The organism is Streptosporangium sp. LJ11, from assembly GCF_051918945.1.
Classification (GTDB): domain Bacteria; phylum Actinomycetota; class Actinomycetes; order Streptosporangiales; family Streptosporangiaceae; genus Streptosporangium.
Genome location: NZ_JBPXMB010000004.1, coordinates 411,758 through 434,173 on the forward strand (window position 1 = coordinate 411,758; position 22,416 = coordinate 434,173).

Annotated in this window: 13 protein-coding genes; 6 read left to right on the plus strand and 7 right to left on the minus strand. The window is 71.5% G+C overall.

Translation table 11 applies throughout. The features are described from left to right. The first annotated feature begins 39 nt into the window (after positions 1-39). Positions 40-1,296 carry an acyltransferase family protein gene (locus tag ACTOQ3_RS08890; protein ID WP_440082868.1) on the plus strand — a complete coding sequence of 419 codons (1,257 nt, stop codon included), beginning with the start codon at positions 40-42 and terminating at the stop codon, positions 1,294-1,296. Here ACTOQ3_RS08890 and ACTOQ3_RS08895 read toward each other — a convergent pair. After that, entirely contained in the window at positions 1,266-2,108 is an 843-nt protein-coding gene (locus tag ACTOQ3_RS08895) for a polysaccharide deacetylase family protein (protein ID WP_440082869.1), read from the minus strand. The genes ACTOQ3_RS08890 and ACTOQ3_RS08895 overlap by 31 nt on opposite strands. A gap of 291 nt (positions 2,109-2,399) precedes the next feature. On the opposite strand from ACTOQ3_RS08895, the gene ACTOQ3_RS08900 reads away from it, so the two are divergent. After that, positions 2,400-3,989: a hypothetical protein gene (locus tag ACTOQ3_RS08900; protein WP_440082870.1), complete on the plus strand. Its 1,590-nt coding sequence runs from the start codon at positions 2,400-2,402 to the stop codon at positions 3,987-3,989. A gap of 21 nt (positions 3,990-4,010) precedes the next feature. Here the strand turns inward: ACTOQ3_RS08900 and ACTOQ3_RS08905 are convergent, their stop codons facing one another. The 3 genes from ACTOQ3_RS08905 to ACTOQ3_RS08915 form a co-directional block, all read right to left on the minus strand. Further along, on the minus strand, positions 4,011-5,138 hold the full coding sequence (locus ACTOQ3_RS08905; protein WP_440082871.1) for a glycosyltransferase: 1,128 nt from the start codon (positions 5,136-5,138) through the stop codon (positions 4,011-4,013). 56 nt (positions 5,139-5,194) lie between these two features. Next, positions 5,195-8,086: a CDP-glycerol:glycerophosphate glycerophosphotransferase gene (locus ACTOQ3_RS08910; RefSeq protein ID WP_440082872.1), complete on the minus strand. Its 2,892-nt coding sequence runs from the start codon at positions 8,084-8,086 to the stop codon at positions 5,195-5,197. 120 nt (positions 8,087-8,206) lie between these two features. Then, positions 8,207-9,793: an NAD(P)/FAD-dependent oxidoreductase gene (locus ACTOQ3_RS08915; protein ID WP_440082873.1), complete on the minus strand. Its 1,587-nt coding sequence runs from the start codon at positions 9,791-9,793 to the stop codon at positions 8,207-8,209. 478 nt (positions 9,794-10,271) lie between these two features. Here ACTOQ3_RS08915 and ACTOQ3_RS08920 point away from each other — a divergent pair, with 478 nt between their 5' ends. The 4 genes from ACTOQ3_RS08920 to ACTOQ3_RS08935 all read left to right on the plus strand — a co-directional run bounded on the left by ACTOQ3_RS08920 (position 10,272) and on the right by ACTOQ3_RS08935 (position 16,970). Continuing rightward, a complete protein-coding gene (locus tag ACTOQ3_RS08920) occupies positions 10,272-13,733 on the plus strand; it encodes a bifunctional glycosyltransferase/CDP-glycerol:glycerophosphate glycerophosphotransferase (protein ID WP_440082874.1) in 3,462 nt (1,153 codons plus the stop codon). 166 nt (positions 13,734-13,899) lie between these two features. Next, complete coding sequence (locus ACTOQ3_RS08925) at positions 13,900-14,889, plus strand: CDP-alcohol phosphatidyltransferase family protein (RefSeq protein ID WP_440082875.1); 990 nt, start codon at positions 13,900-13,902, stop codon at positions 14,887-14,889. Between the two features lie 25 nt (positions 14,890-14,914). Then, positions 14,915-15,925 (plus strand): sulfotransferase family protein, encoded by a 1,011-nt coding sequence (locus ACTOQ3_RS08930; protein ID WP_440082876.1) that lies wholly within the window; start codon positions 14,915-14,917, stop codon positions 15,923-15,925. A 1-nt stretch (position 15,926) separates the two neighbouring features. After that, positions 15,927-16,970, plus strand: a complete 1,044-nt coding sequence (locus tag ACTOQ3_RS08935; protein ID WP_440082877.1) for a sulfotransferase family protein — start codon at positions 15,927-15,929, stop codon at positions 16,968-16,970. Between the two features lie 70 nt (positions 16,971-17,040). On the opposite strand, the gene ACTOQ3_RS08940 is transcribed toward ACTOQ3_RS08935, so the two are convergent. The 3 genes from ACTOQ3_RS08940 to ACTOQ3_RS08950 all read right to left on the minus strand — a co-directional run bounded on the left by ACTOQ3_RS08940 (position 17,041) and on the right by ACTOQ3_RS08950 (position 22,386). Then, positions 17,041-18,198, minus strand: a complete 1,158-nt coding sequence (locus tag ACTOQ3_RS08940) for a glycosyltransferase (protein ID WP_440082878.1) — start codon at positions 18,196-18,198, stop codon at positions 17,041-17,043. Beyond that, positions 18,195-20,978, minus strand: a complete 2,784-nt coding sequence (locus ACTOQ3_RS08945) for a bifunctional glycosyltransferase/CDP-glycerol:glycerophosphate glycerophosphotransferase (protein ID WP_440082879.1) — start codon at positions 20,976-20,978, stop codon at positions 18,195-18,197. The genes ACTOQ3_RS08940 and ACTOQ3_RS08945 overlap by 4 nt, the downstream gene beginning before the upstream one ends. Before the next feature lie 289 nt (positions 20,979-21,267). After that, a complete protein-coding gene (locus tag ACTOQ3_RS08950) occupies positions 21,268-22,386 on the minus strand; it encodes an SRPBCC domain-containing protein (RefSeq protein ID WP_440082880.1) in 1,119 nt (372 codons plus the stop codon). Positions 22,387-22,416: the final 30 nt, after the last annotated feature.

Here is a 22,416-nt window from a genome sequence, read left to right on the forward strand (position 1 = left end):
GCGCGGTTTCGCCAGGTGCCGGGCGGTAAGTTGGGGCGGGTGTCCTCCACCACCCCCATCGGCACCCCCGGCGGCGCAGACTCCCCCCCGGCCTCCGGCACCCGCCTGGCATGGCTCGACGCGTTGCGTGGCATCGGCGCGGTCGCCGTGTTGCTGGAGCATCTGCTGCCCTGGTTCATGCCCGCCCTGAGGCCGTACTGGTTCAACCTCGGGATGTACGGCGTCCTGGTGTTCTTCCTGGTCAGCGGCTACATCATCCCGGTCTCGCTGGAGAGGCGCGGCGACGTCAGGGCCTTCTGGATCAGCCGCGTGTTCCGGCTCTACCCGATCTACCTGCTGGTCGCGGCGGCCGTCCTGGTCATGGCGATCTGGATGCCCGTCCGCGAGCAGGTGCCCAGGGACCTGTCGTCGGTGTCCGCGCACGCCACGATGCTGCTGGACGTGGTGCACCTGGGCGGCCTGGCCGACACCATGTGGACGCTCTCCTACGAGATGGTCTTCTACCTGGTCGTCACCGCGCTGTTCGTCGGCGGGGCGCACCGCGCGAGCGGGACCTACGCGGTGGGCTTCGGTGCCGTCGCGGTCGTGGCGGGACTGCTGCTGACGGGACCGCTGCTGGAGGGGCCCTGGCCCGCGTACGTCTCCGGCGTGCTGTTCTTCGCGGGCCTGGCGTGCCTGATCAGCGGCCGGTTCCAGAAGGCCGCCGCGTACGTCCTCGGCGCGATGGCGCTGGTGCTGCTGATCTTCTCGGGCTTCGTGCCCTGGCTGGGGGCGGCGATCCTCGCGGTGATGTTCGCCGGGACCGCGATCCGCCGCTGGGAGCAGGGCGCGGGCGGGCTCTGGCCGGTGGCGGCGGCGACCGTGCTGGTGGCACTGGCCCCGGTCTGGTCGGAGCAGGCGGGCTGGTGGTGGGTGCGGCCGGGGCCGTGGTTCGCGACCATGGCGCTGGCCGGGGCGACGTTCGCGGCCGCGATGGCCCTGCGCGAGCGCCGGCTGCCCCGGTTCCTCGTCTGGCTGGGCCTGGTCAGCTACTCGATCTACCTGCTGCACCACCCGCTGCTGCGGCTCATGCACGCCGTTGTCGGTGACGTACGGGACGCGGGGCAGGTGGTGCAGCTGTCACTGTCGGCAGCGTTCGTGCTGGTGGTGCTCGGCCTGAGCCTGCTCACCCACCGCTACGTGGAGCTTCCCATGCAGCGGCTGGGCAGGCGGCTGGCCCGCGGGCCGGGTGCCTCCCCAGCCGCTTCCTCCCGTGAGGCCGCGGCTCAGAGGCCGTCCTCGGGGGACTGGGCGTAGGCGTCCGGGTCGCCGGTGGGCGAATCGGAGGACAGGTCCTCGTCCTTCTCGGAGCCGACCGGGTAGACGTCCCCGGCCTTGGTGGCCTTGGCGCCGCGCAGCGAGGAGACCGCGACCACGTGGTATCCCTGCTTCTGCAGGGCGGCCAGCAGCTTCGGCATCACCGTGACGGTCTGCGGCACCCAGTCGTGCATGAGGATGACCCCGTCACGCTTGGCGTTCTTGAGCACCTCGTCGTAGATGGCCTTCTCGTTCTTGGTCGCCCAGTCCCGCGAACCGCCGTTCCACAGGACGATCGGCATGCCCATCTGGGTGGCGATCGCCGCGACCCGCTCGTCGAACTCGCCGTAGGGCGGGCGAATCGTCGTCGGGTACTTCCCGGTGGACTTCTTGACGATGTCCTGGGTCTTGGTCAGCTCCTCGCGGATCTTGTCTTCCGACAGCTCCCGCAGGTGCGGGTGGCTGTAGCTGTGGTTGCCGATGTCATGGCCCTCGGTGACCATCCGCTTGGCGAAGGCGGGGCGGGACTTCACGTACTGGCCCTCGAGGAAGAACGTCGCCTTGGACTTGTACTTCTTGAAGGTGTCGAGCAGCTTGTCCGCGTACTTGCCGGGGCCGTCGTCGAAGGTGAGCGCGATGCACTTGACCTTCGCGCAGTCCACGGGCACGGGCTTCGGCGTGGGGGTGGGCGTGGCCTTGGGAGCGGGCTTGGCCTTGCCCGCCGTCGTGGCCGTCGTGCTGGGCTGTTCCGCGCTCCACGCGGTGGTCGGGATGGAAAACATGGCCAGCGCACAGGATGTGGCCAGCAACATTCGGACAGGAGACTTCATGAGGGGAGCTCCGGGTCAAATCGACGTCGGTCGAGTGGGCATCCTATCGAGGCGTCTGATGCCTCCCGGGGCTGAAGCGTCACAATGTCCTGTGAAAGGCGCATTTTCCCGTGATCGGGCTACGGTGCCGCACGTGGTGCCGCGCTCCGCGCAAACTTGATGTTTCCCCAGGTCATGGCTGTGTATAACGGGCCGGGCCGACCCCTGGCGTGCCCGATGATGGGCATCGGCCCCCTGCCGGAGCACGCTGGGAAAACCATGATGATCAGTACGGTGAGCCCGAAACCGGTCAAGGAGGAGCGGGGGGAGACCGGCGGGGCGCCGGCCCGTGACCGGTGGTTCACCCTCGCCTGTTACGCGACCGCCCAGCTCGCGCTGCTCGGCTGGTGGCTCGCCTTCCACCCGGGACTGATGAGTCCCGACTCCGTCACCTACGTCGCGCACGTCACGACGGGCCCCTGGGTGGCCGGGCAGTCGGTCGCCTACGACGCCCTGCTCGGGCTCTCCCTGAGGGCGACCGGCGACCTGTCCCCGGTCACCCTCCTGCAGACGGCGGCGATGGCCGCCGCGCTGGCCCACCTCGCGGGCGCGATCCGGTCGCTGGGGGTACGGGGGCGCCCGCTGCTCGTGGCGGTGGGGTGCGCGGCGCTGTCGCCGCCGCTCGGCGCCTTCACGGTGTCGATGTGGAAGGACGTGCCGTTCACCGTGTGCGCCGTGCTGGCCGCGGGCACCGCCGTGCGGCTCGCGGCCCGACCCGGTGCCCGGTCCCGTGCGCGTGGCGTGGCCGGGTCCGCTGTGCGGGACGAGGACCGGGCGGGGGGCGTGGCCGGGTCCGTGGCGCGGGAGGGGGTGCGGAGGCGTGGCGGAGCCCGGAGGCGGGGCGGGGCCGGGCACAGGGGTGGGCGCGGCGGGTGGGCCTGGGACCCGCGCTTCGCCGCCCTCGGGGCGGAGCTGCTCGGGCTGGGGCTCTTCCGCAACAACGGCTTCCTCGTGGCGTCGATCGCCGCCGCGCTGCTGGTCGCGCTCCTGTCCGGCCGTCCGGGGGCCCGCCGGTGGGTCGCGACCCTGGCGGCCGGGGCGGTGGCGGCGCCCCTGCTCCTGCTGGGCGTCGGCTACCCGGCGATGGGCATCGCGCCGCCGTCCCGCTCGTTCGCCTACCAGACGGTGTTCGGCGACCTCGCCGTGGCGTACGGCCAGAGACCCCGGCTCTTCGACGACGAGCAGCGGGCGCTCCTGGCGGGGATCGCCCCGCTCGACGCCTGGCGGCGGGGGGCGACCTGCCAGACCATGGCGGGCGTCTTCTTCGACCCCGGGTTCGGCCACGCGCGGGCCGAGCGGCGGATCTCCGACGTGCTGGAGCTCTGGCGGGACCTGCTGGTCCGCGCCCCCGGCATGATGCTGAGCACCCGGGTCTGCCGCGCCGCGCTCGCCTGGCAGGTCGCCTCGACGTCGGACGAACCCGGCGGTGAGCTCTACCGCTTCTCGCTGAGGGATCCCCGGCTCCCCGAAGGCTGGCAGGGCACCCCGGCGGCCTCGGTGATGCGGCAGCGGCCGATCTCCGCCGGGCTGCTGGCCGCGGGGTTGTTCGCGCTGGACGCGAGCACGGTCAGGCAGCTCGAATGGCTGCTGTGGCGGGCGCCCTTCTGGTGTTACCTCGCCTACGCCGCCGCCGCGCTCGTGTGGTGGCGGACGGGGAGCCGGGCGGCGCTCGCCGGGGCGGCCGTGGTCGCGGGGCAGCAGATCGGGGTGATCCTCACCAACACCGCGCCGGACTTCCGGTTCATGGTGTCGCCGATCTTCGTCGGGGTCCTGTTCGTTCCCCTGCTCCTGCGGGAGGCGGCGGCCCTGGCACCCCGTCGATGAGCGGGCCCCGGAGCCCGCCCGTCAGCGGTCGAGCTCGTCGAACAGCGCCTCCCACCGGTCCAGGACGCGGGGCAGCCGGTACTCCCTCATCCGTTCCCTGCCCCTGGCCCCCATCCTCCGGCGCAGCTCGGCGTCGGACATGAGGCGCTCCAGCGCGGCGGCGAAGCTCCCGGTGTTGCCGGGCTCGGTGAGCATGCCGTTGTCCCCGTCCTCGACCAGGGTCCTCACCCCCGCCGAGGCGTCGCAGGCCACGGCGGGCAGGCCGCAGGCCGCGCCCTCGGCGAGGACCAGCCCCCACCCCTCGAAGTCGCTGCTCAGGGTGACGATGGAGGCGTCCAGGTACTCGGCCTCGACGTTCTCGACCTGTCCGCGGAAGACGATCCGGTCGCCGAGCCCCGTCTGTGCGGCCTGCGCCTCCAGGACCGCCCGGAGCGGCCCGTCGCCGATGATGTGCAGTTCCCACGGCTCGGCGACGGCCGGGGCCGCGGCGGCGAAGGCGTCGATCAGCAGGTCGATCCGCTTCACCCTGACCAGCCGCCCCGCCGAGACGATCCGCGGGGTGCGCAGCGGGGCCGCCTCCCTGGGGAAGACGCTGACCGGGTTCAGCATGGTCCCGCAGTTGGCGAGCCGGTGTCCGGTGAAGGACGCGGCGTAGTCGTCGCAGAGGAACAGCGCCTTGTCGAGGTGCGCGTAGTGTTTCTTGATCAGCCTGAGGTTCGGGGAGTCCACCGCCTCGGCGTACGACTGGTGGTACTGGCCGATCTTGGCGATGTGCGGCATGGACAGGTCGGCGATCCAGTGGGCGGCCCAGGGCGAGGCGATGACCAGGTAGCCGTCGCGGGTCCGGTCCGTCAGCCGCAGCAGTTTCCGCCGGGCGGCGGCGACCTCCTCCGGGGTCCTGCGCTGCCTGCCCCTGCGCCATGGCAGCGAGCGGGCGGCGGCCTCGGGGGCGGGCGTGTCGTACAGCGTGGTGTGCCGGTAGACGGGGTCGGCGACGTAGGTCTGCGGCTGCCGGGAGGGGTTGATGCTGATCAGGGTGACCTTGTGCCCGCGTGAGCCGAGGCCCTGGGCGAGGGTGTGGATGACCCGCTGGGACCCGCCCATCGAGTCGCCGTCGGTGCTGAGGAAGAAGACGTTGCGCGATCTCACCGCGTGACCTCCGGGAAGAAGCGATCTCACTGTGTGGTCTTCGGGAAGAAGCGATCTCACCGCGTGACCTCCGGGAAGAACGCGTCCACGACCCTGCCGCTCGCCTGCCCGTCGTCGAGGCCGCACCAGCGGTCGCGGAACTCCGCGTAGCGCCGCCCGTACCGTTCGGTGATCTCGGCGAGCCCGTCCAGGGCCCCGGCCAGCTCTTCGGGGTCACGCAGCAGCGGCCCGGGGGCGACCTCGGCCAGGTCGAAGCAGACGCCCCGCTGGGTGGAGGCGTAGCGCTCGTAGTCGTCGACGTAGTAGAGGATCGGCCTGCCGAGGCAGGCATAGTCGAACATGATCGAGGAGTAGTCCGTCACCAGCACGTCCGAGGCGAGCATCAGGTCGTTGACCTCGGGGAACGCCGAGGCGTCCCGGACGAGCCAGCCGAGCGGGTCGGGCACCGCGAAGCGGTCGTACTGGTGGGCGCGGACGAGGATCACCCAGTCCGGGGGCAGCACGCCGGCGAGGGCGGGCAGGTCGAGCCGGATCGAGTCGCCGCTGAAGCGCCGGCTGTCGCGGTAGGTGGGCGCGTAGAGGATCACCCGCTTTCCCGCGGGGATCTCGAAGAACTCCCTGACCCGCCGCGCCCGCTCGCGCTGTGCCGGTTCCATGTGCCGTACCAGCACGTCGGTGCGCGGGTAGCCGGCGTGCAGCAGCTCGCCCCTGAACCCGCTGGCCTCCGCGAAGTCGCGGCGGAAGTCGGGGCCCGGCGTGAGCAGCACGTCCCAGCGCGCCACCGCCTCGGCGTACTTCCTGGCCAGGGACGGCTGCGCCCGGTGCCGGGGCTCGTCCAGTCCCATCTTCTTGAGCACCTGACCGTGCCAGGTCTGCAGGTAGCGGGTGCTCCTGCGCTTGCGGTAGCAGTAGGGGAGGTTGTGGCTGTCCACCCAGTGCCCGGCGCGCGCCAGGGTCCAGGCGTAGCGGAAGGTGTCGCGCCGGACGAGGTCGACGTCCTCGGGGAAGCGTTCGGGGACGTCGGCGTGGGACCAGACCGCCCGCAGGCCCGTGGCGCGCCGCTGCAACTCCTCGTGGACGTAGCGCGGGTTTCCGGTGTAGCCGGTGCCCTCGGCCGACTCGAACAGCACCAGGCGGCGGTTCACCGGCACCGTCGCGCTGACCAGCCGGTAGAAGCGGCCCAGGTTGCGGGGGGTGGCGAGGTCGGACAGCAGGTCCCGCCAGAGGTCCGCCACGTTCGGGAAACGCCGCCCGGACGCGGGGCCGAGCCTGCGCGCCGTGAGGCGGAACGGGATGTCGGCCGACGCCTCGAGGACCAGGCGGCCCGAGCCCGCCGGACCCACCGCGCCCACGGAGGTGAACGACAGCCCCGGGATCGCGAGGAGGGGCCTGATGTTCCGCCGCTCGCCCTCGTGGAGCGAGATCGTGACCGCCTGCGGCCTGACGGCGTTGTCCGGCCAGTCCAGGTCGGGCAGGAAGATCGACACCGTTCCCTCCAGGATGCCCGTCCCCTCGGGGGGAGCTCCCGGCATCCGCGGGATTCTCGGTCTCTCCGGCTCCTCCGGGTCCCACTGTCCTTCGAGCCCCTTCGGGGCCTGTTCCTCCCGTTCGCCCGGCGCCCCGATCACGACGGGTGCCATCTGGACGGGGATCGAGGCGATCGCCCTCTTCCTGCCGCCGATACGGAGCCACGCGGTCAGCGTGCGGCCGTCGAGCACCCGGCCCGGGTCGTAGGTCCGCAGGCTCAGCCGGATCTCGTCCCTCGACGCCTGCAGGTCGACGAGCTCGTGCCGGAGCAGCGCGCCGGACAGCGGCTGCTCCGCCAGGTGCAGCTCGGTGACGTCCAGCTCGCTCCGTCCCTGCTCGCCTCCGGGGAGCGTCGCCCCCCAGAACACCCGCTCGCCGTCCGCGGTGACCGCCCGGGGCGGGATCGAGTGCCTGCCCCCCAGCTCGACGGCGGCGAGCGCCGCCTCCGCTCCGCGCCGCTCGCGGACGAGCTGGACGCACACCCGCTCCGCCCGGGTCAGCCGCCCGATCGCGGCGGGGTCGAGCGTGTCCACGTACGGGATGACGATGTCGGCGAACTCGGAGATCCACGCCGGGTCGCGCTGGGGCAGGTCGCCCAGGTAGAGGCGGAGGTCGTGGGAGAGGAAGCGGAAGTCCTTGTCCTCCTTGAGGTCGAGGGAGTGGGTGCTCGCGAGGACGCGGTCGCTCAGGACGGCGGCGGCGACGCGCTGGCGCACGTTCTCCAGCTCGTGCCGCCGGGACGAGATCGACCTGGTGGCGGGCGTGGCGGCGAGCAGCCAGCGGTAGACCGGCCACGGCACGATGGCGAACAGCTTGCTGCGGCAGAACAGCTCCGTCGACCAGACGATGTCCTCGTGGTGGATGTCCTCGGGGAAGCGGATGCCGGTGACGTCGAGGAAGGTCCGCCGGTACAGCTTGTTGGTCGCCAGGCAGTTGAAGAGCAGCTCGGGCTCCGCGCGGATGCCGTCCACGACCCGTCGTTCCGCGAACAGCTGGGGGTACCAGAGGGTGACGGCGCCGGTCGCCTCGTCGACGCGCTCCACGGTGCCCATGACGAAGTCGGCGCCGGTCGCCTCCGCCTCCAGCAGGAGGCTCTTGCAGGCGTGCCTGGGCAACTCGTCGTCGCTGTCGAGGAACATCAGGAAGGGCGAGCGCGAGGCGTCCATGCCCGCGTTGCGCGGCGCGCCGCAGCCGCCGCTGTTGGCGGGCAGCCGTACGTAGCGGACCCGGCCGTCCTCCTCGGTGAGCGCCTTGGCCACCGCGGGGGTGTCGTCGCCGGAACAGTCGTCCACGATGATCACTTCGAGGTTCTTGAGCGTCTGGCTGAGCACGGAGCGCACGGCCCGGGGTAACCGGGCCGCGTCGTTGTAGGTGATGACGATGACGCTGACGTCCGGGGCCGTGTATCGCTGTGTTGTCATGTGCGCAACTCCAAGGCGGCTGGGAGGAGAGCCTTGACCTGCGGTGGTTCAGGCCCGGTGGGCGCGAGCCAGGCAAGGCGTCATGGGATCGCTGGTGTTGGTCCGGGGGGAAGGGGCGCGTCAGGCCGGGGCGGGCGCGTCCGAGAGGAGGACGGGGGCGTCACGGCCGGTGCCGCTCGCGGCCCGCTTCCGGTCCGCGCGCTCCTCGTGGTACTCCGCGTCGACGTTGACGTCCCAGACGTCGTGCCGGGCTCCGTCGACGATGTTCTCCACGGTCAGCATCGCGGTGAGCATGGAGTGGTCCTGGTTGTTGTACCGGTGCATGCCGTTGCGGCCGACCGGGTGGATCTCCGGCCACTCCACGTCGAGGTACTTCCTGAGCACCTCGACGTTGCCGGCGTAACCGGCGTCGTAGACCGGGTAGGCCTTCGGCATCCGCACCACGTATCCCCGCTGGACCGAGCCGGGGGTCACCAGGCCCAGGTGCTCCAGTTCACGGGTGCCGAACGCGACGAGGTCGTCGTCCGGGGCGCGCCACAGGTCGTCGCCCTCGTTGACGAAGTACTCCAGGCCGAGACAGGTCCGCCCGGCCTGCACCAGGTACGGCGACCAGGAGCCGTAGTTCTGCACCCGGCCGAGCCGGACCTCGGGGGAGTGGATGTAGACCCAGTTGTCGGGGAAGGAGAACCGCTCGGGGACGACCAGCGCGACGGTGAGGAAGTCGCGGTGTCTCAGCCCCGCGGCGGCCTCGGCGACGGCGTCGGGCACGTCCGGCCCGAACGCGCGGATCAGGGCGTTGAGCGGCATCGAGGAGATGAGGTCGTCGCAGTACACCTCGCGGGTGGCGCTCCCACGTACCTCGCGGACGGCGCTCCCGCCGCCCGGGTGAACGGTGCCGGTGTCACCGGCGGAGCGGACGTCGCCGGTGCCGTCGTCCTGGCGGGTCGTACCGCCGTCGTCCTGGCGGACGGTGACGGCCAGGCGGCCCCGGTGGCGGCGGATGCGCTCGACCCGGGTGCCGAGGTGCACGGTGGAACCCCGCTCGCGGACCCGGTCGGCGCAGGCCTCCCACATCATGCCCGGTCCCAGCTTGGGGTAGCGGAACTCCTCGATGAGGCTCGTGACCTCCTTCCGGTTCCTCCCGGGGGTCAGCGCGTCGGCGATGGCCTTTCCCAGGGAGAGGTTCCTGATCCGCTGCGCGGCCCAGTCGGCCTGGATGCTCGCGGCGGGAACGCCCCACACCTTCTCGGTGTAGGTCTTGAAGAAGATCCCGTAGAGTCGCCGGCCGAACCTGGCCGCGACCCAGCCCTCGAAGGTCGACTGGTCGGCGGGCGGCCTGACCCGGGCCCAGGCGTACGAGCCGACGCAGCGCAGGGATTCGAGGACACCGAGGTTGAGCAGGGCGTTGGACGCCTTGAGCGGGTAGTCGTAGAAACGGCCCTTGTAGTGGATGCGGCTCATTCTCGGGCGGAGCAGGAAGTCCTCCTCGCCGAGGATCTCGTTCCAGAAGTCCTCCACCCGCGGCACCTTCGTGAAGAAGCGGTGCCCGCCGATGTCGAAGCGCCAGCCGTCGCGTTCCTCCGTCCGGCTGATCCCGCCGACCACGCGGTCGGCCTCGAAGACCTCGCAGGGGTGTCCTCGCCGGGTCAGCTCGTAGGCCGCGGTGAGCCCGGCGGGCCCCGCTCCCACGACCACTGTTGAATCCATGCGCTTCCCCCCGCGAATGCCGTTTCCCACGATCTCGCCCGTCTCGGTCACCCGATCGTGTCGGACGGTCAGGGGGGACCGAGGGGTCATCACGTCTTACTAGGACGTGTGCATTCCCAGCCTTGACCTGGGCTTGGGGAAGGCGTTGCCGCGTCACGGACCGGCCGCCCGCGGGAGATGCACGGGAGATGGTCAAGTCTCGGTCAGCTCACTCCATCGCGGTCATGTTTCGGGTTCGCCCGGCCTGTCGCGAAGCCATGCTGCTGACGTGACGTCTACGTCGCGCTCATGGCCGCCAGGTTGTGTCGACGGGCACACGGGCCCCTTCCGCCGCTTTCCGGCGACCGCTGGGCCTCCCGCCGCGCGCCCGTGACGTCTTCCACGATGAGTGGATCTTCACCTGCGTGCCGTGTCCGGCGTTCACGCCGATGGACCGGACTGTGAGCTTTCGACTACCGGAGGACCGATCGTGGCCCCAGTGAGCATCATCGTGCCCATCTACGACGTGGAACCGTACCTTGAGGCGTGTCTGGAGTCGTTGGTCGCGCAGACCTGGAGTGACATCGAGGTCGTCATGGTGGACGACGGTTCTCCCGACTCCAGCGCGGAGATCGCCGAGGCCTTCGCCGAGCGTGATGACCGGTTCAAGTTGATCCGGCAGGAGAACGGGGGGCTTGGCACCGCGCGCAACACCGGCATAAGGCACGCCACCGGTGATTTCCTCGCCTTCTTGGACAGCGATGACATGCTCCCGCTGACGGCCGTCGAGACGATGGTGTGCAGCCTGCGGGAGAGCGGGTCCGATTTCGTCACGGGCAACGTCCTGCGCTTCAGCGGGCAGGGGGTGCGCCAGTCGGCGATGCACAAGGTGATCTTCGCCGGCTCCGCCAGGCGGACCCACGTGACCGGCGACGAGATCCTGCTCAAGGACCGGCTGGTCACGAACAAGCTGTGGCGCCGCTCCTTCTGGGACGAGCAGGGGCTGAGCTTTCCCGAGGGGGTCCTGTGGGAGGACATCTCCGTCTCCCTGCCCGCCCACTTCATGGCCGGGGCGGTGGACGTGCTGTCCACCCCGGTCTACCTGTGGCGGGAGCGGGAGGGGGAGAGCGTCTCGATCACGCAGAACCGGGGGCACGTCAAGGGGATCGAGGATCGGTTCGCCGCCGTCAACTCGGTGCGGAGCTTCCTCGCCAGCACCGGGCGGGCCCAGCACCTGAAGGCGTGGGACCGGATGGTCCTCGACAGCGACCTGCCGAACTTCCTGCAGGTGCTGGACCAGGCGGGGGAGGAGTTCCGCGAGCGTTTCCTCGACCTGGCGTGCGCCTACCTCGACCAGGCGGGGCCGAAGGTCCTCTCGCTCATCCCCGCGCAGCGCCGGGCGAAGTGGGCTCTCGTACGGGAGCGCCGGATCGGCGACCTCCTCCAGCTGCTGGAGTGGGACAGGACGGTCAAGCCGACCGCCCGCGTCGTCGGCGGCGGCCTGCGCGGGTACCACCTCAACAGCCCCGTGCAGGTCGAGCGGCCGATCACGCGGATGCGCGAGGAACTGGACCTGAGGCAGCGGGTGGACAGCCTGGACTGGAAGGACGACAAGCTGGTCGTCGAGGGCCGGGTCTCGCTGCGCTACCTGCGCCCCCGCAGGCGGATCCAGCAGCACGTCCTCGCCTGGCTGGTGTCCGAGGGCCCCGGGAGCCGCAGGGTCCGGCTCCCGGTCACGATTCGGCGCGGTCTGTCGCTGGTCGACACCGGCCCGCGCAGGCGCAAGGACTGGTGCGGGTTCCGGCTGGCCGTCGACCCGGCCGCGCTTCCGGCGGGCTCGACCTGGCGGATCGACCTGTGCGTGCTGTCCCGGGGCCTCCTGCGCAGGGGCAGGCTGTCCCAGCCGAGCCCGGCCGCGCGGCGGCTGGAGTTCACCGGGCGCGAGTCGGGGACCGTGGCGTGGACGGAGTGGACGCCCGCCGAGGAGTTCAGGCTCCGGGTGGAGCGGCCGGGCGGATGGGTCACCGGCCACCGGGTGGCCGAGGGCAGGCTGCGGATCAGCGGCCGGTGTGACGACGACCTCGGCGCCGCGCCGGCGCTGCGGCTGACCCGGCCGCAGGGCGGCCGCGACCGGCGCTACCCGATGACCGTGACGGACGGCGCCTTCGAGACGGTGATCGACCTCGACGAGGTGCTGTCCGAGCGCTGGCCGGACCTCGACCCGGCCGGCCTGGAGATGAGCGCGCTCAACCCCGGCGCCGAGTGGCACTTCGAGGTCCTCCCGGACAACCCGGAGCGTCCGGAACCCTCGGAAAACCAGGGGCGGGGTCAGGCCAGGCCGCTGCTCGTCGGCCGCGACGTGGAGCGCGGCCTCTACCGGCTCCGCGGCCGCGACGTGGTGCTGGACCGGTCGCAGGCGGGCGGGCTCGTGCTGCGCGAGCAGCGGCCGACGTTCTACGTCGAGCGGGTGGAGTGGACCGACCTGGGCCACCTCAAGGTGACCGGGGCCCCGATGCGCCCGATCGACGGCCCGGCGTGGCTGGTCGTCACCTCGCGCAACCGGCTCAGCGAACGGCTCTTCCCGCTCGACGGCGGCAGCGCCACGGTGACGCCCGAGGGGAGCGACACGCTCGGCGGCCGGCTGCCGCTGCCGGCGGGCACGCACGGCTTCGCGATCCGTACCGGCACCGGCGACATGCGCGTGGAGTTCCGGCTGTCCGCGCCGCTGGAGCACATCTCCGCCACCCGCACCTTCACCTTCGACACCGACCTGATGGACGAGGCCGTCTTCACCGTGAGCGACGACCTGCGCGCCTCGGGCAGGCCCAAGCAGCAGCGGCTGCTGCGCGAGGACTTCTACCCCGCGAGGTCCCGGGAGCCGCTGCGGCCCGCCGTCCTCTTCGACAGCTACGGCGGCAGGCAGTTCTCCGACAGCCCGAAGGCGATCTACGAGGAGCTCGTGCGGCGGGGTGCCGACCTGGAGTTCATGTGGATCGTCAGGGACGGGCAGGTGGAGCTGCCCGAGGGGGTGACGCCGGTCCGGCGGTACGGGCGGGAGTTCTTCGACGCCCTGGCCCGCTGCCAGTACATCGTCACCAACAGCCACCTGCCCTCCTGGTTCGAGCGCAGGGAGGGCCAGACGGTGCTGCAGACCTGGCGCGGCACCCCGCTGAAGCGCATCGGCTTCGACGTCGAGAAGGTGCCGTTCACCCGGTCCGACCACCACGAGCGGCTGGCCAGGGCCGTCGCCAGGTGGAGCCACCTGATCTCGCCCAGTCCCTGGTGCACCTCGGTCCTGGACAGCGCCCTGCGGTTCGAGGGGGAGGTCCTGGAGATCGGCTCTCCCCGCGACGACCTGCTGCGCCGCGCCGGGGCCGCCACGCGGACCCGGGAGATCCGGGAGCGACTCGGCCTGCCCGAGGGCAGGAAGGTCGTCCTGTACGCCCCGACCTGGCGCGACGACAAGTTCTACAGCAAGGGGCGCTACCGGCTCGACCTGCGGCTGGACCTGCGGCACATGGACGAGGAGCTGGGCGGGGACCACGTGCTCATGATCCGCAAGCATCCGAGCGTCACCGACAGGCTGCCCAGGGTCGGCACGGACTTCGTCCTCGACGTCTCGGTGTATCCGGACATCCAGGAGCTGTACCTGGTGGCGGACATGCTGATCACGGACTACTCGTCGGCGATGTTCGACTTCGCGGTGACCGGTAAGCCGATGCTGTTCTACACCTACGACCTGGAGCGCTACCGCGACGAGGTGCGCGGCTTCTACTTCGACTTCGAGGCCGAGGCCCCCGGGCCGCTGCTGCGCACGACCGAGGAGGTCGTGGCGGCCGTACGGGACGCCGACGAGGTGCACGCCAAGTACCGCAAGCCGTACGACGCCTTCACCGCCAGGTTCTGCCCGCTGGAGGACGGCGGCGCGTCGGCCAGGGCCGTGGACCGGATCTTCCGGTGACCACCCGCCCCGCGAGGGCGAAAGGCCGGGGAAGCCCTCCTCGGCCTTTCGCGTCCTCAAAGCCCACGATCTCTGTGGCGCGGGTCGGTCAAGAAGTGGCATGGAGATCTTCTAGTAGTTACAGAGCGTAGATGGGAGGGGACGCCGCGTGGCCATGCTGGAACGCATGAGGGCCTATTCGTTGGACGACGTTCACGCGACCCGGAAACGAAAAGACTCCTGGTGGACCGTTTTCCTGGTCGACCCGGTGGCGTGCAGGCTCACCCTGCTCGTCGCCAACCACACGTCCATCACCCCCAACGGGCTCACCCGCTTCTCCCTGATCCTCGGGATGTGCTCGGCGATCTGCTTCGCGTCCGGACGGCTGGTCGCCGGGGCCCTGCTGTTCTACGTGAGCTTCATGGTCGACTGCATGGACGGGAAGATCGCCCGGCTCAAGGGGACGGGGACCGCGTTCGGGCTCTGGCTCGACTACGTGGGAGACCGGATCAGGGTGGTGTGCTGCGCCGCCGGCCTGGCGTCCGGGCAGTACGTGGCGACGGGGGACGTCTCCTACATCCTGCTCGGCGCCGGGGTGGCCGTGCTCGACCTGTTCCGCTACGTGAACGCGCCGCAGATGAAGCGCGTGCGCGAGGTGGTCAAGGAGAACCGGCTCGGACGCCTGGCGCCCGTCGAGTCCGTGGTGACCGTGGGACACCCCAGGCCCGGGGAGGCGACGGTGGCCGCCGGGCACACCGTCCACGCGGGACACGCCGAGCACGCGGGACACGTCAGGCCCGTCGAGGTCATCACGCCCCGCGAGCCGATGCGCGTCGCCGGGTTCGAGAACCGGGACGAGAACCCGGGCGAGGGCCGGGACGGGAAACGGGCCGGGCGGGGCCCCCGGGGGGGCAGGCGTCCGAAGCTGCCCCGCAGGTTCGGCCGCCTGCTGGCCCGCCACCGGGTGCGGACCCACCTGATCAGCGGCATCGAGTTCCACGCCGCGGTGTTCGTGGTCGCCCCGCTGATCGGGCCGGTCGCCCTGGTGCCCCTCTCGGTCGCGGCGGGTGTGCTGCTTCTGCTGAACGAGGTCGTCCTGATCTATCGAATGTGGCTCTTCGCCCGGGTGGTGCCCGTCATGCCGCTCGTGCAGAAGGCGCCACGCGTATCTGTTTGACCAAGCTTTACGGGGGTTCGTTGTCATGCAGTCCGACCGTCCGATCTTCGTGATCGGTTGTCCGCGTTCCGGCACCACGATGTTGCAGCTGATGCTGCACTCGCACCCACGCATCGCGGTGCCTCCGGAGACACGGTTCGTGGTGCCCGGCTACTACCGCAGGTTCTCCTTCGGGGACCTGCGCGAGGAGCGCAACCGGCGCAGGGTCGGCCGGTGGATCGTGAGCGACAAGGACACCAAGTTCAAGGAGCTCAAGCTCGACGGGGACAGGCTGATCGACGACATCGTCGCGGGGCCGCCCACGCTGGGGTCGGCGATGGGCATCACCTTCCGCTCGTACGCCGAGCAGTACGGCAAGAGCCGCTGGGGTGACAAGCGGCCCAGCTACTACCACCACGTGGACCTGCTGACGCGGCTGTTCCCCGACGCCCAGTTCGTGCACCTGATCAGGGACGGCCGCGACTGCGTGGCGTCGCTGAAGGAGATGCCCTGGTACACCAAGGACGTCTTCCACGCGGCGGTCAACTGGAGCGAGGCGATCGACTACGGCCGCCGGCACGCCAAGAGGCTCCCCGCCGACAGCTACTACGAGCTGCGCTACGAGGACCTGACGGCCTACCCGGAGACCGAGCTGAGCAAGCTCTGCGACTTCCTGGGCGAGGACTACGACCCGGCGATGACCGAGCCGTACCACGTCGCCAGGGTGGCGATCCCGCAGCACAAGGTCTGGCACAGCAACACCCACGGCGACGTCACGACCGCGCGGGCGGGCTCGTGGAAGGCCAGGCTGGAGCCCTGGGAGATCTCGGTGTGCGAGACCGTGCTGGCCGACCGGCTCACCGCCAACGGCTACGAGCTGAGCGGCGCGCCCAAGGCGAGCAAGGCCCACGTCCAGGCGTGCGAGAAGGCGGCGTCCAAGCGGCGCTGGGCGCGCAGGCGCAAGGAGATCCGCGACCGCATCAACCGGTTCCGCGAGCCCAGCCCGGTGGCCGCGCGGCTCACCAGCCGGCAGCTCGGCGAGCTTGCGAAGGTCTGACATGACGTCCGATCGCCCGATCTTCGTCCTGGGCTGTCCCCGTTCGGGGACGACGATGCTGCAGCTGATGCTGCACGCCCACCCGCGCGTCGCCATCCCGCCGGAGACCCGGTTCATGGTCTCCACCTACCAGCGCCGGCTCCAGTTCGGCGACCTCAACGCCGCCGAACGCCGGCGAGAGCTGGGCGAATGGGTGGTCGACCGGCGCCAGACGCGCTTCCACGAGCTGGATCTGGACCGCGACGACGTGCTGGAGCAGATCGTCGACGGGCCGCCGACGCTCGGCTCCGCGCTGGGCATCGTGCTGCGCGCGTACGCGGCCAGGCACGGCAAGCCGCGCTGGGGCGACAAGCGGCCCTCGTACTTCCAGTACACCGACGTGCTGCTGCGGCTGTTCCCCGACGCCCAGTTCGTGCACCTGATCAGGGACGGCCGCGACTGCGTGGCGTCGCTGAAGGAGATGCCCTGGTACAACGGGAGCGTCTACAGCGCGGTGTGCGCCTGGGCCGAGGCGATCGACTTCGCCCGGCACGGCGCGCCGAAGCTCCCCGAGGGCAGTTACCACGAGCTGCGCTACGAGGACCTGACCGCGGAGCCCGAGGCCCACCTGCGCAGGCTGTGCGAGTTCCTCGGCGAGGACTTCGACCCCGCCATGTGCGATCCGGGCGCGGTGGCCGACATCGCCGTACCCGCGCGCAAGACCTGGCACGCGCGCACCTTCGGCGAGGTGACCACCGTGCGGACCGGCTCGTGGCGCGACCGGCTCGACCCCGGCGAGGTCTCGCTGTGCGAGAGCGTGCTCGGGAACCGGCTGGAGACGTACGGGTACGAGCTCACCGGCGCGCCGAAGGTCGAGACCTCGCGGATGGTCTCCTACGAGCGGACCGCGGCCAAGCGGAAGCTGGCCCGCGTCAAGCGGGTCACGTTCGACCGGCTGATCCGGCTCCGCGAGCCGAACCCGCTGGGGGCACGGCTCACCTCCGCCCAGATCGTGCTGGCGGGAGTGCCGCTGCCGCGCAACGAGCCCGTCGCGGTCAACGGGTGACCGGTCCGACCGGCCCGCGGCGAACCGGTGGGGACCGGCGGGTGACCCGCTGAGCACGAGCCCGTGCCGCTCAGCGGGTGACCTGCTCGAACAGCGCCTCCCACCGGTCCAGGACGCGGTCCGGGCGGAACGCCTCGACGTGCGCGCGGGCGGCGGCTCCCAGCCGCCGCCGCTCCTCGGCCGAGGCCATCAGCCCGGCCAGCGCGGTGGCGAGCGCGGTCACGTCGGCCGGGGGCACCAGCACCCCGGTCCGCCCGTCCAGGACGAGTGACCTGAGCCCGCCCGACACGTCGAACGCCACCGAGGGCACCCCGTAGGACGCCGCCTCGCCGACCACCAGGGGCAGCCCCTCGTGCTCGCTGGACAGTGCCAGCACCGACCCGCCCAGGTACTCGTCCCCCATCAGGGCCGCGGGCACCGCGCCGCGGAACACCACCCGGTCGCTCACCTCGCACGCGGCCGCGTGCGACAGGAGCCGCCCCCGCTCGACCCCCTCGCCGATCAGGTGCAGCTCCCAGTCCTCACCCGCCGCGCGACGGGCCTCCACGAGCTCCGGGTGATCTCCGGCACCTCCGGGACCCGGCCGGCCGCACGCCTCCGCGAAGGCCGAGATCAGCCGGTCGAACCGCTTCACGCCCTCCAGCCTGCCGACCCCGAGCACCCGGCGGGCGGTCAGGTCCGCGGTCCGCGACGGCCAGGCGGGCAGCGGGTTCGGGATGGACCAGGTGTTGGGCAGCAGGGCGTGCTCGGAGAACAGCCACGCGTCCTCCTCGCTGAGGAACACCGCCTTCTCCAGGGTGGCGTAGTGGCCGCGGACCGAGCCGAGGTGCCAGGATCCCCGCGCGTGCTCGTACGAGCCGTGGTACTGCCCGATCGGCAGCAGTCCCTCGGGCAGCAGGCCCCCGATCCGGGCGACCACGCTGGGCGAGGCGAGCACCGCGAACCCCGGCCCCACCTCCCGCAGCAGCCTGCCGAGCGCCCGCCGCTCGCGGCGCCTGCCCAGCCGCGAGAGCCTTCCCACCGGAGTGCGGTGGACGACATGGCTGGTGTAACGCGGCCTTTCCACATAACGGAACGGCTTCTCCGCCCGGTGCAGCCCGACCACGTGCACCTCGCGGCCCCGCTCGGCCAGGCCCTGCGCCATGGTGTGGGTGACCCGCTGGACGCCGCCCAGGGTGTCGGCGTCCATGCACGCGAACACCACCGCCCCGGTGTGCCCGCCGCTCACCGCGGCCGTCCCGGCAGCGACAGGCGGCTCAGCTGCCGCGCCCCGGCGGGGCGGAGGGCCTGGACGTGGGAGCCTTCGAAGAAGGCGTCCACCACCTTCGCCGCGGCGTGGCCCTTCTCGTCGGCGCACCACGTCCTGCGGAACGCGATGTACCTGGAGGCGAACGACGCCGTCAGCCCCTCGAGGTCGCGCAGCGCCTCGATCAGCTCCTCGGTCGTGGTCAGGCAGGGGCCGGGGGCGATCGCGGGCAGGTCGTGATAGACCCCGCGTTCCACCCTGCGGTACTCGTCCCAGTCGTCGATCAGGAACAGCATCGGCCGTCCGGTGACCGCGTAGTCGCACATCAGCGACGAGTAGTCGGTCAGCAGCGCGTCCGAGAGCAGCATCAGGTCGTTGACCTCCGGATAGGACCCCGCCTGCCGGACGAAGTGGCGCAGGTGCTCGGGCACCTCGAACCGCTCGACCGGGTGGGTCCGCAGGACCACCGTCCAGTCGCCCGCCAGGGCCTCGGCCATCGCGGCGAGGTCGGCCCTGACCGACCGCCCGGACCCCTTGGCCCGGTCGCGGTAGGTGGGGGCGTACAGCAGCACCCTGGACCAGTGCGGGATCTCCAGCGCCTCCCTCGCCCGTCTGACCGCCTTTTGGTCGCCGTGCACGAGCACGTCGCAGCGGGGCGAGCCGTGCCGCAGCAGCCGCCCCCGGTAGCCGTTGGAGGGGACGAAGACCCGCTCGAACTCGGCGCTGGGCGAGACCAGCGCGTCCCAGCGGTCCACCGCGGCCCGCCAGGTCGCCCTCGGCCCGTCGAAGTCGGCGCGCAGGTCGGGCGCGTCGAAGCCGACCGACTTGATGCCCTGGCCGTGCCAGGTCTGCAGGTAGCGGGTGCCGGGCGGTTTCGGATAGGCCAGCGGCATGCCGTGGCTGTCGACCCAGTAGCCCGCCCTGGCCATGGTCCAGACGTGGCGCCAGCTCATCCGCCGCACCAGCCTGACGCCGGGGGGGAAGTCCCCGCGCGTCCCGGCGGCCGACCACACCACCTTCAGCGGCGTGTTCCGCCGCCTGAGCTCCTCGTAGATGTAGCGCGGGTTCCCGGTGTACCCGGTGCCGACGTCGGACTCGAACAGGGCCAAGTTTCCGCGCGGCGGCATCACGGAGATCAGCCCCTTGTAGACGCGGAGCTTCACCTCCGGCCCGCCCAGCTGCCGCAGCAGACGGGTGGCGGCCCGCTTGAGCCGGGGCAGCTGCCGCAGCAACCCCTGGCGGCGCCAGAGCACCCGCAGGAACGCGGCGGTCCCCTCCGCCTTGACGACGACCTCGTGCCACAGGATGGTCGTACCGAACGGCGCGGTGCGCGGGTCGACGAGCAGCCGGTCGGAGGTGACCCGCCCGTCGGGGTTGACGATCTCGACCACCGGGTCGTAGCGGCCCTCGAAGCCCAGGCGGCCGTGGCGGATCGCGGTGAGGTCGATCGTCGCCTCACTCGGGTAACCGCCGTCGCCGTCCGGCGCGCGCGGTTCCAGCCGTACCCGATGGTTCCTGAACCGCAGGAACGCGGTCCAGCCGGGCGTGGCGGCGAGCACCCCGAACGGGTCGTACGTCGTGATCGCCAGCGTGATCAGCGAGCCCTCCCCGGTGACGACCGCCTCGTGGCGCAGCCGGGAGGCGCTGTAGGGGAGCTCGGCCATCCGGAGCGAGGTGATCTCCCGCCTCTCGTCGGCGACGGCGCCCCAGTAGGTGCGCCCGCCCTCCCGTACGGCGACGCGCGGCGGGGCCTTCGGCCCGTTCAGCGACCGGGCGGCCACCAGGAGCTCGTCGGGCCTGCCGTCGAGGATGAAGCTGCAGCAGACCCGCAGGAGCGGGTCGACCGTCTCGAACACCACCGGGTCGAGCTCCGCGAGGTAGGGGTGGATCACCGAGACGAACTCCTCGATCCACGCCGGATCGCGCGAGGGCAGCGGGTTGAGGTAGACCCGCAGGTCCTGGCGGATGAAGCGGCGCTGCCGCTCGTGCACCAGGTCGCCGAGGCCGCCGAGGCCGCTGTCCCGCAGGATGTCGTCGCTCAGCCGGGCCGCCCTGATCCTGGAGCGGACGTTGGCCATGTCCGTCAGGCACAGCGAGATCGACAGCCGCTCGTCGCTCTCCGCCGAGGCCCGGTGCCAGAGGTAGACCACCCAGGGGACCACGGCGAACCGCCGCGCCGCGCAGTACAGGGCGGTGCTGAAGACGTGGTCCTCGTAGTGCATGTCCTCGCGGAACGGCACCTGCCGCAGCAACTCGGCCCGGTAGAGCTTGTTGGTGCTGAAGGAGTCGAGGAACATCTCCGGCTCCCTGGCGATGCCCTCCACCGTCCTGCGCCTGGTGAACAGGGCGGGGTAGTAGCGCGCGGTCTTCCCGGTCTGCTCGTACAGCCGCGCGATCTGCCCGGTGACGAAGTCCGCGCCGGTCCGCTCGATCTCCAGCAGCATGCTCTTGCAGGCGTGTCTCGTCAGCTCGTCGTCGCTGTCCAGGAACATCACGTACGGCGCCCGCGCCGCCGCCACCCCCCTGTTGCGCGGCACCCCGCAGCCGCCGCTGTTGACCTCCCCGCGCAGGTAGCGGACCCTCGCGTCCCTGCGCTGCAACTCCCTGGCCACCTTCCCCGTGCCGTCGGTGCTCGCGTCGTCCGCGATGATCACCTCGATGTTGCGCAGGGACTGCCGGAGCACGGACCGCACGGCCCTGGCCAGCCGCGCGGCATCGTTGTAGGTGATGACCACAACGCTGCATTCCGGGATATTGATCACGATCCGAGGTATTCCCGAGAAAAAGTAGTCAGTTGTCCTACTTGTTCACTGATGACACTGTTTTTGGGGTTGTGTGAAAGTCGGGGAAACAGGTCGGCGCGGTGCTCGGGAAGGCGGACGGCGGGGGAGCGCGGGCGGGTGAGAGAACAGGGAAGGGTGGGGTGACCGGCGGCAAGAAGGGATGTCCTGTCCTTCCGGCATCACTGTTTCCGACGCGGCCTCGGTGGCCGACCGGTCGGACGACGCCGAGAGGTGCGTCTACCGATGATCGCGGGCCGCGCTCCGGCGGCTAGTGCCGCAGGGCGCGGCGGATCAGCCAGGCGAGCAGGACGATGCCCGCCAGGGCGGCGACCAGGGGGGCGACGCGCTTGAGCAGCGGCAGGCCCGCCACCTCCAGAAGGTTCAGGGCCTCCTCGTCGGGGCTGAGCGAGGTGCGCGAGGTGCCCGCGGGGTGGCTCTGGCGGGACTCCTCCTTCTCGCCGATGGCGAGGCCGGGCGGCGTCGGCACCGCGCTGAGGTGACGCTCCGGCCCGTCCGGGACGCCGGGGCCGTTCAGGTCCTCCGGGCCGCCGGGGCCGCCCAGTCCGGACGCCGCACCATGGTCCGTGCCGCCGGAGGCCGTCGTGCCCTCGTGGCCTCCCGGGCCGTGCCCCGTCGAGCCCGCCGGGCCGGGGAACGCCGAGCCGGTGGTGCCGGGGCTCTCCTGGCCGGAGGCCGTCGAACCCGCGGGACCGGCGGACGCGGCGGGTGTGGCGGACGCGGCCGTGGAGTCGACGGACTCGCGTGAATCGTCGGAATCGCCGGCATCGGCGGGGCGCGCCGGTCCGGGACCCCAGGTCTCCGAGATCGCCGGAACGTCGTCCGGCCCCGTGAACGCCGGTTCCCGCTTCGCGCTCGCGTTCCAGCCGCCCACACCGGCCGTCCCCGAGACCGTCTCGGCGGCCGTCTCCACGCCGGGACCCTCGCCCAGCAGGCGGGAGATGCCGGCCGCGAACCTGTCGACCAGCTTCTCGCCGACCTCGGTCATCACGCCCCGGCCGAACTGGGCCGGGCGGCCGGTCACGTCGAAGGAGGTGTCGACGGTGACCCGGGTGTGCGGGCCCTGCGGGTGCAGGCGCGCGACGACCGTGGCACCCGCCGTGCCCGGACCCCTGGCCTCCTTGCCGGTGGCCCTGAGGGTCATGGAGTGGGTGTCCTCGTCCACCTTCTCGAAGGCGACCCGGCCCTGGTACGTCACCGTGATCGGCCCGATCCTCATCTTCATCCGGCCGGTGAAGGAGTCACCCTCGACCTTGTCCACGGCGGCTCCGGGCAGGCAGGGCGCGATCCGCTCGACGTCGAGCAGCACCGGCCACGCCTGGTCGACAGGTACGGGAACCGTGAACTCGTGCTCGAATCGCATCGCCATCGCTGCGCTCCTCACCGGTCGGCCGCTGTC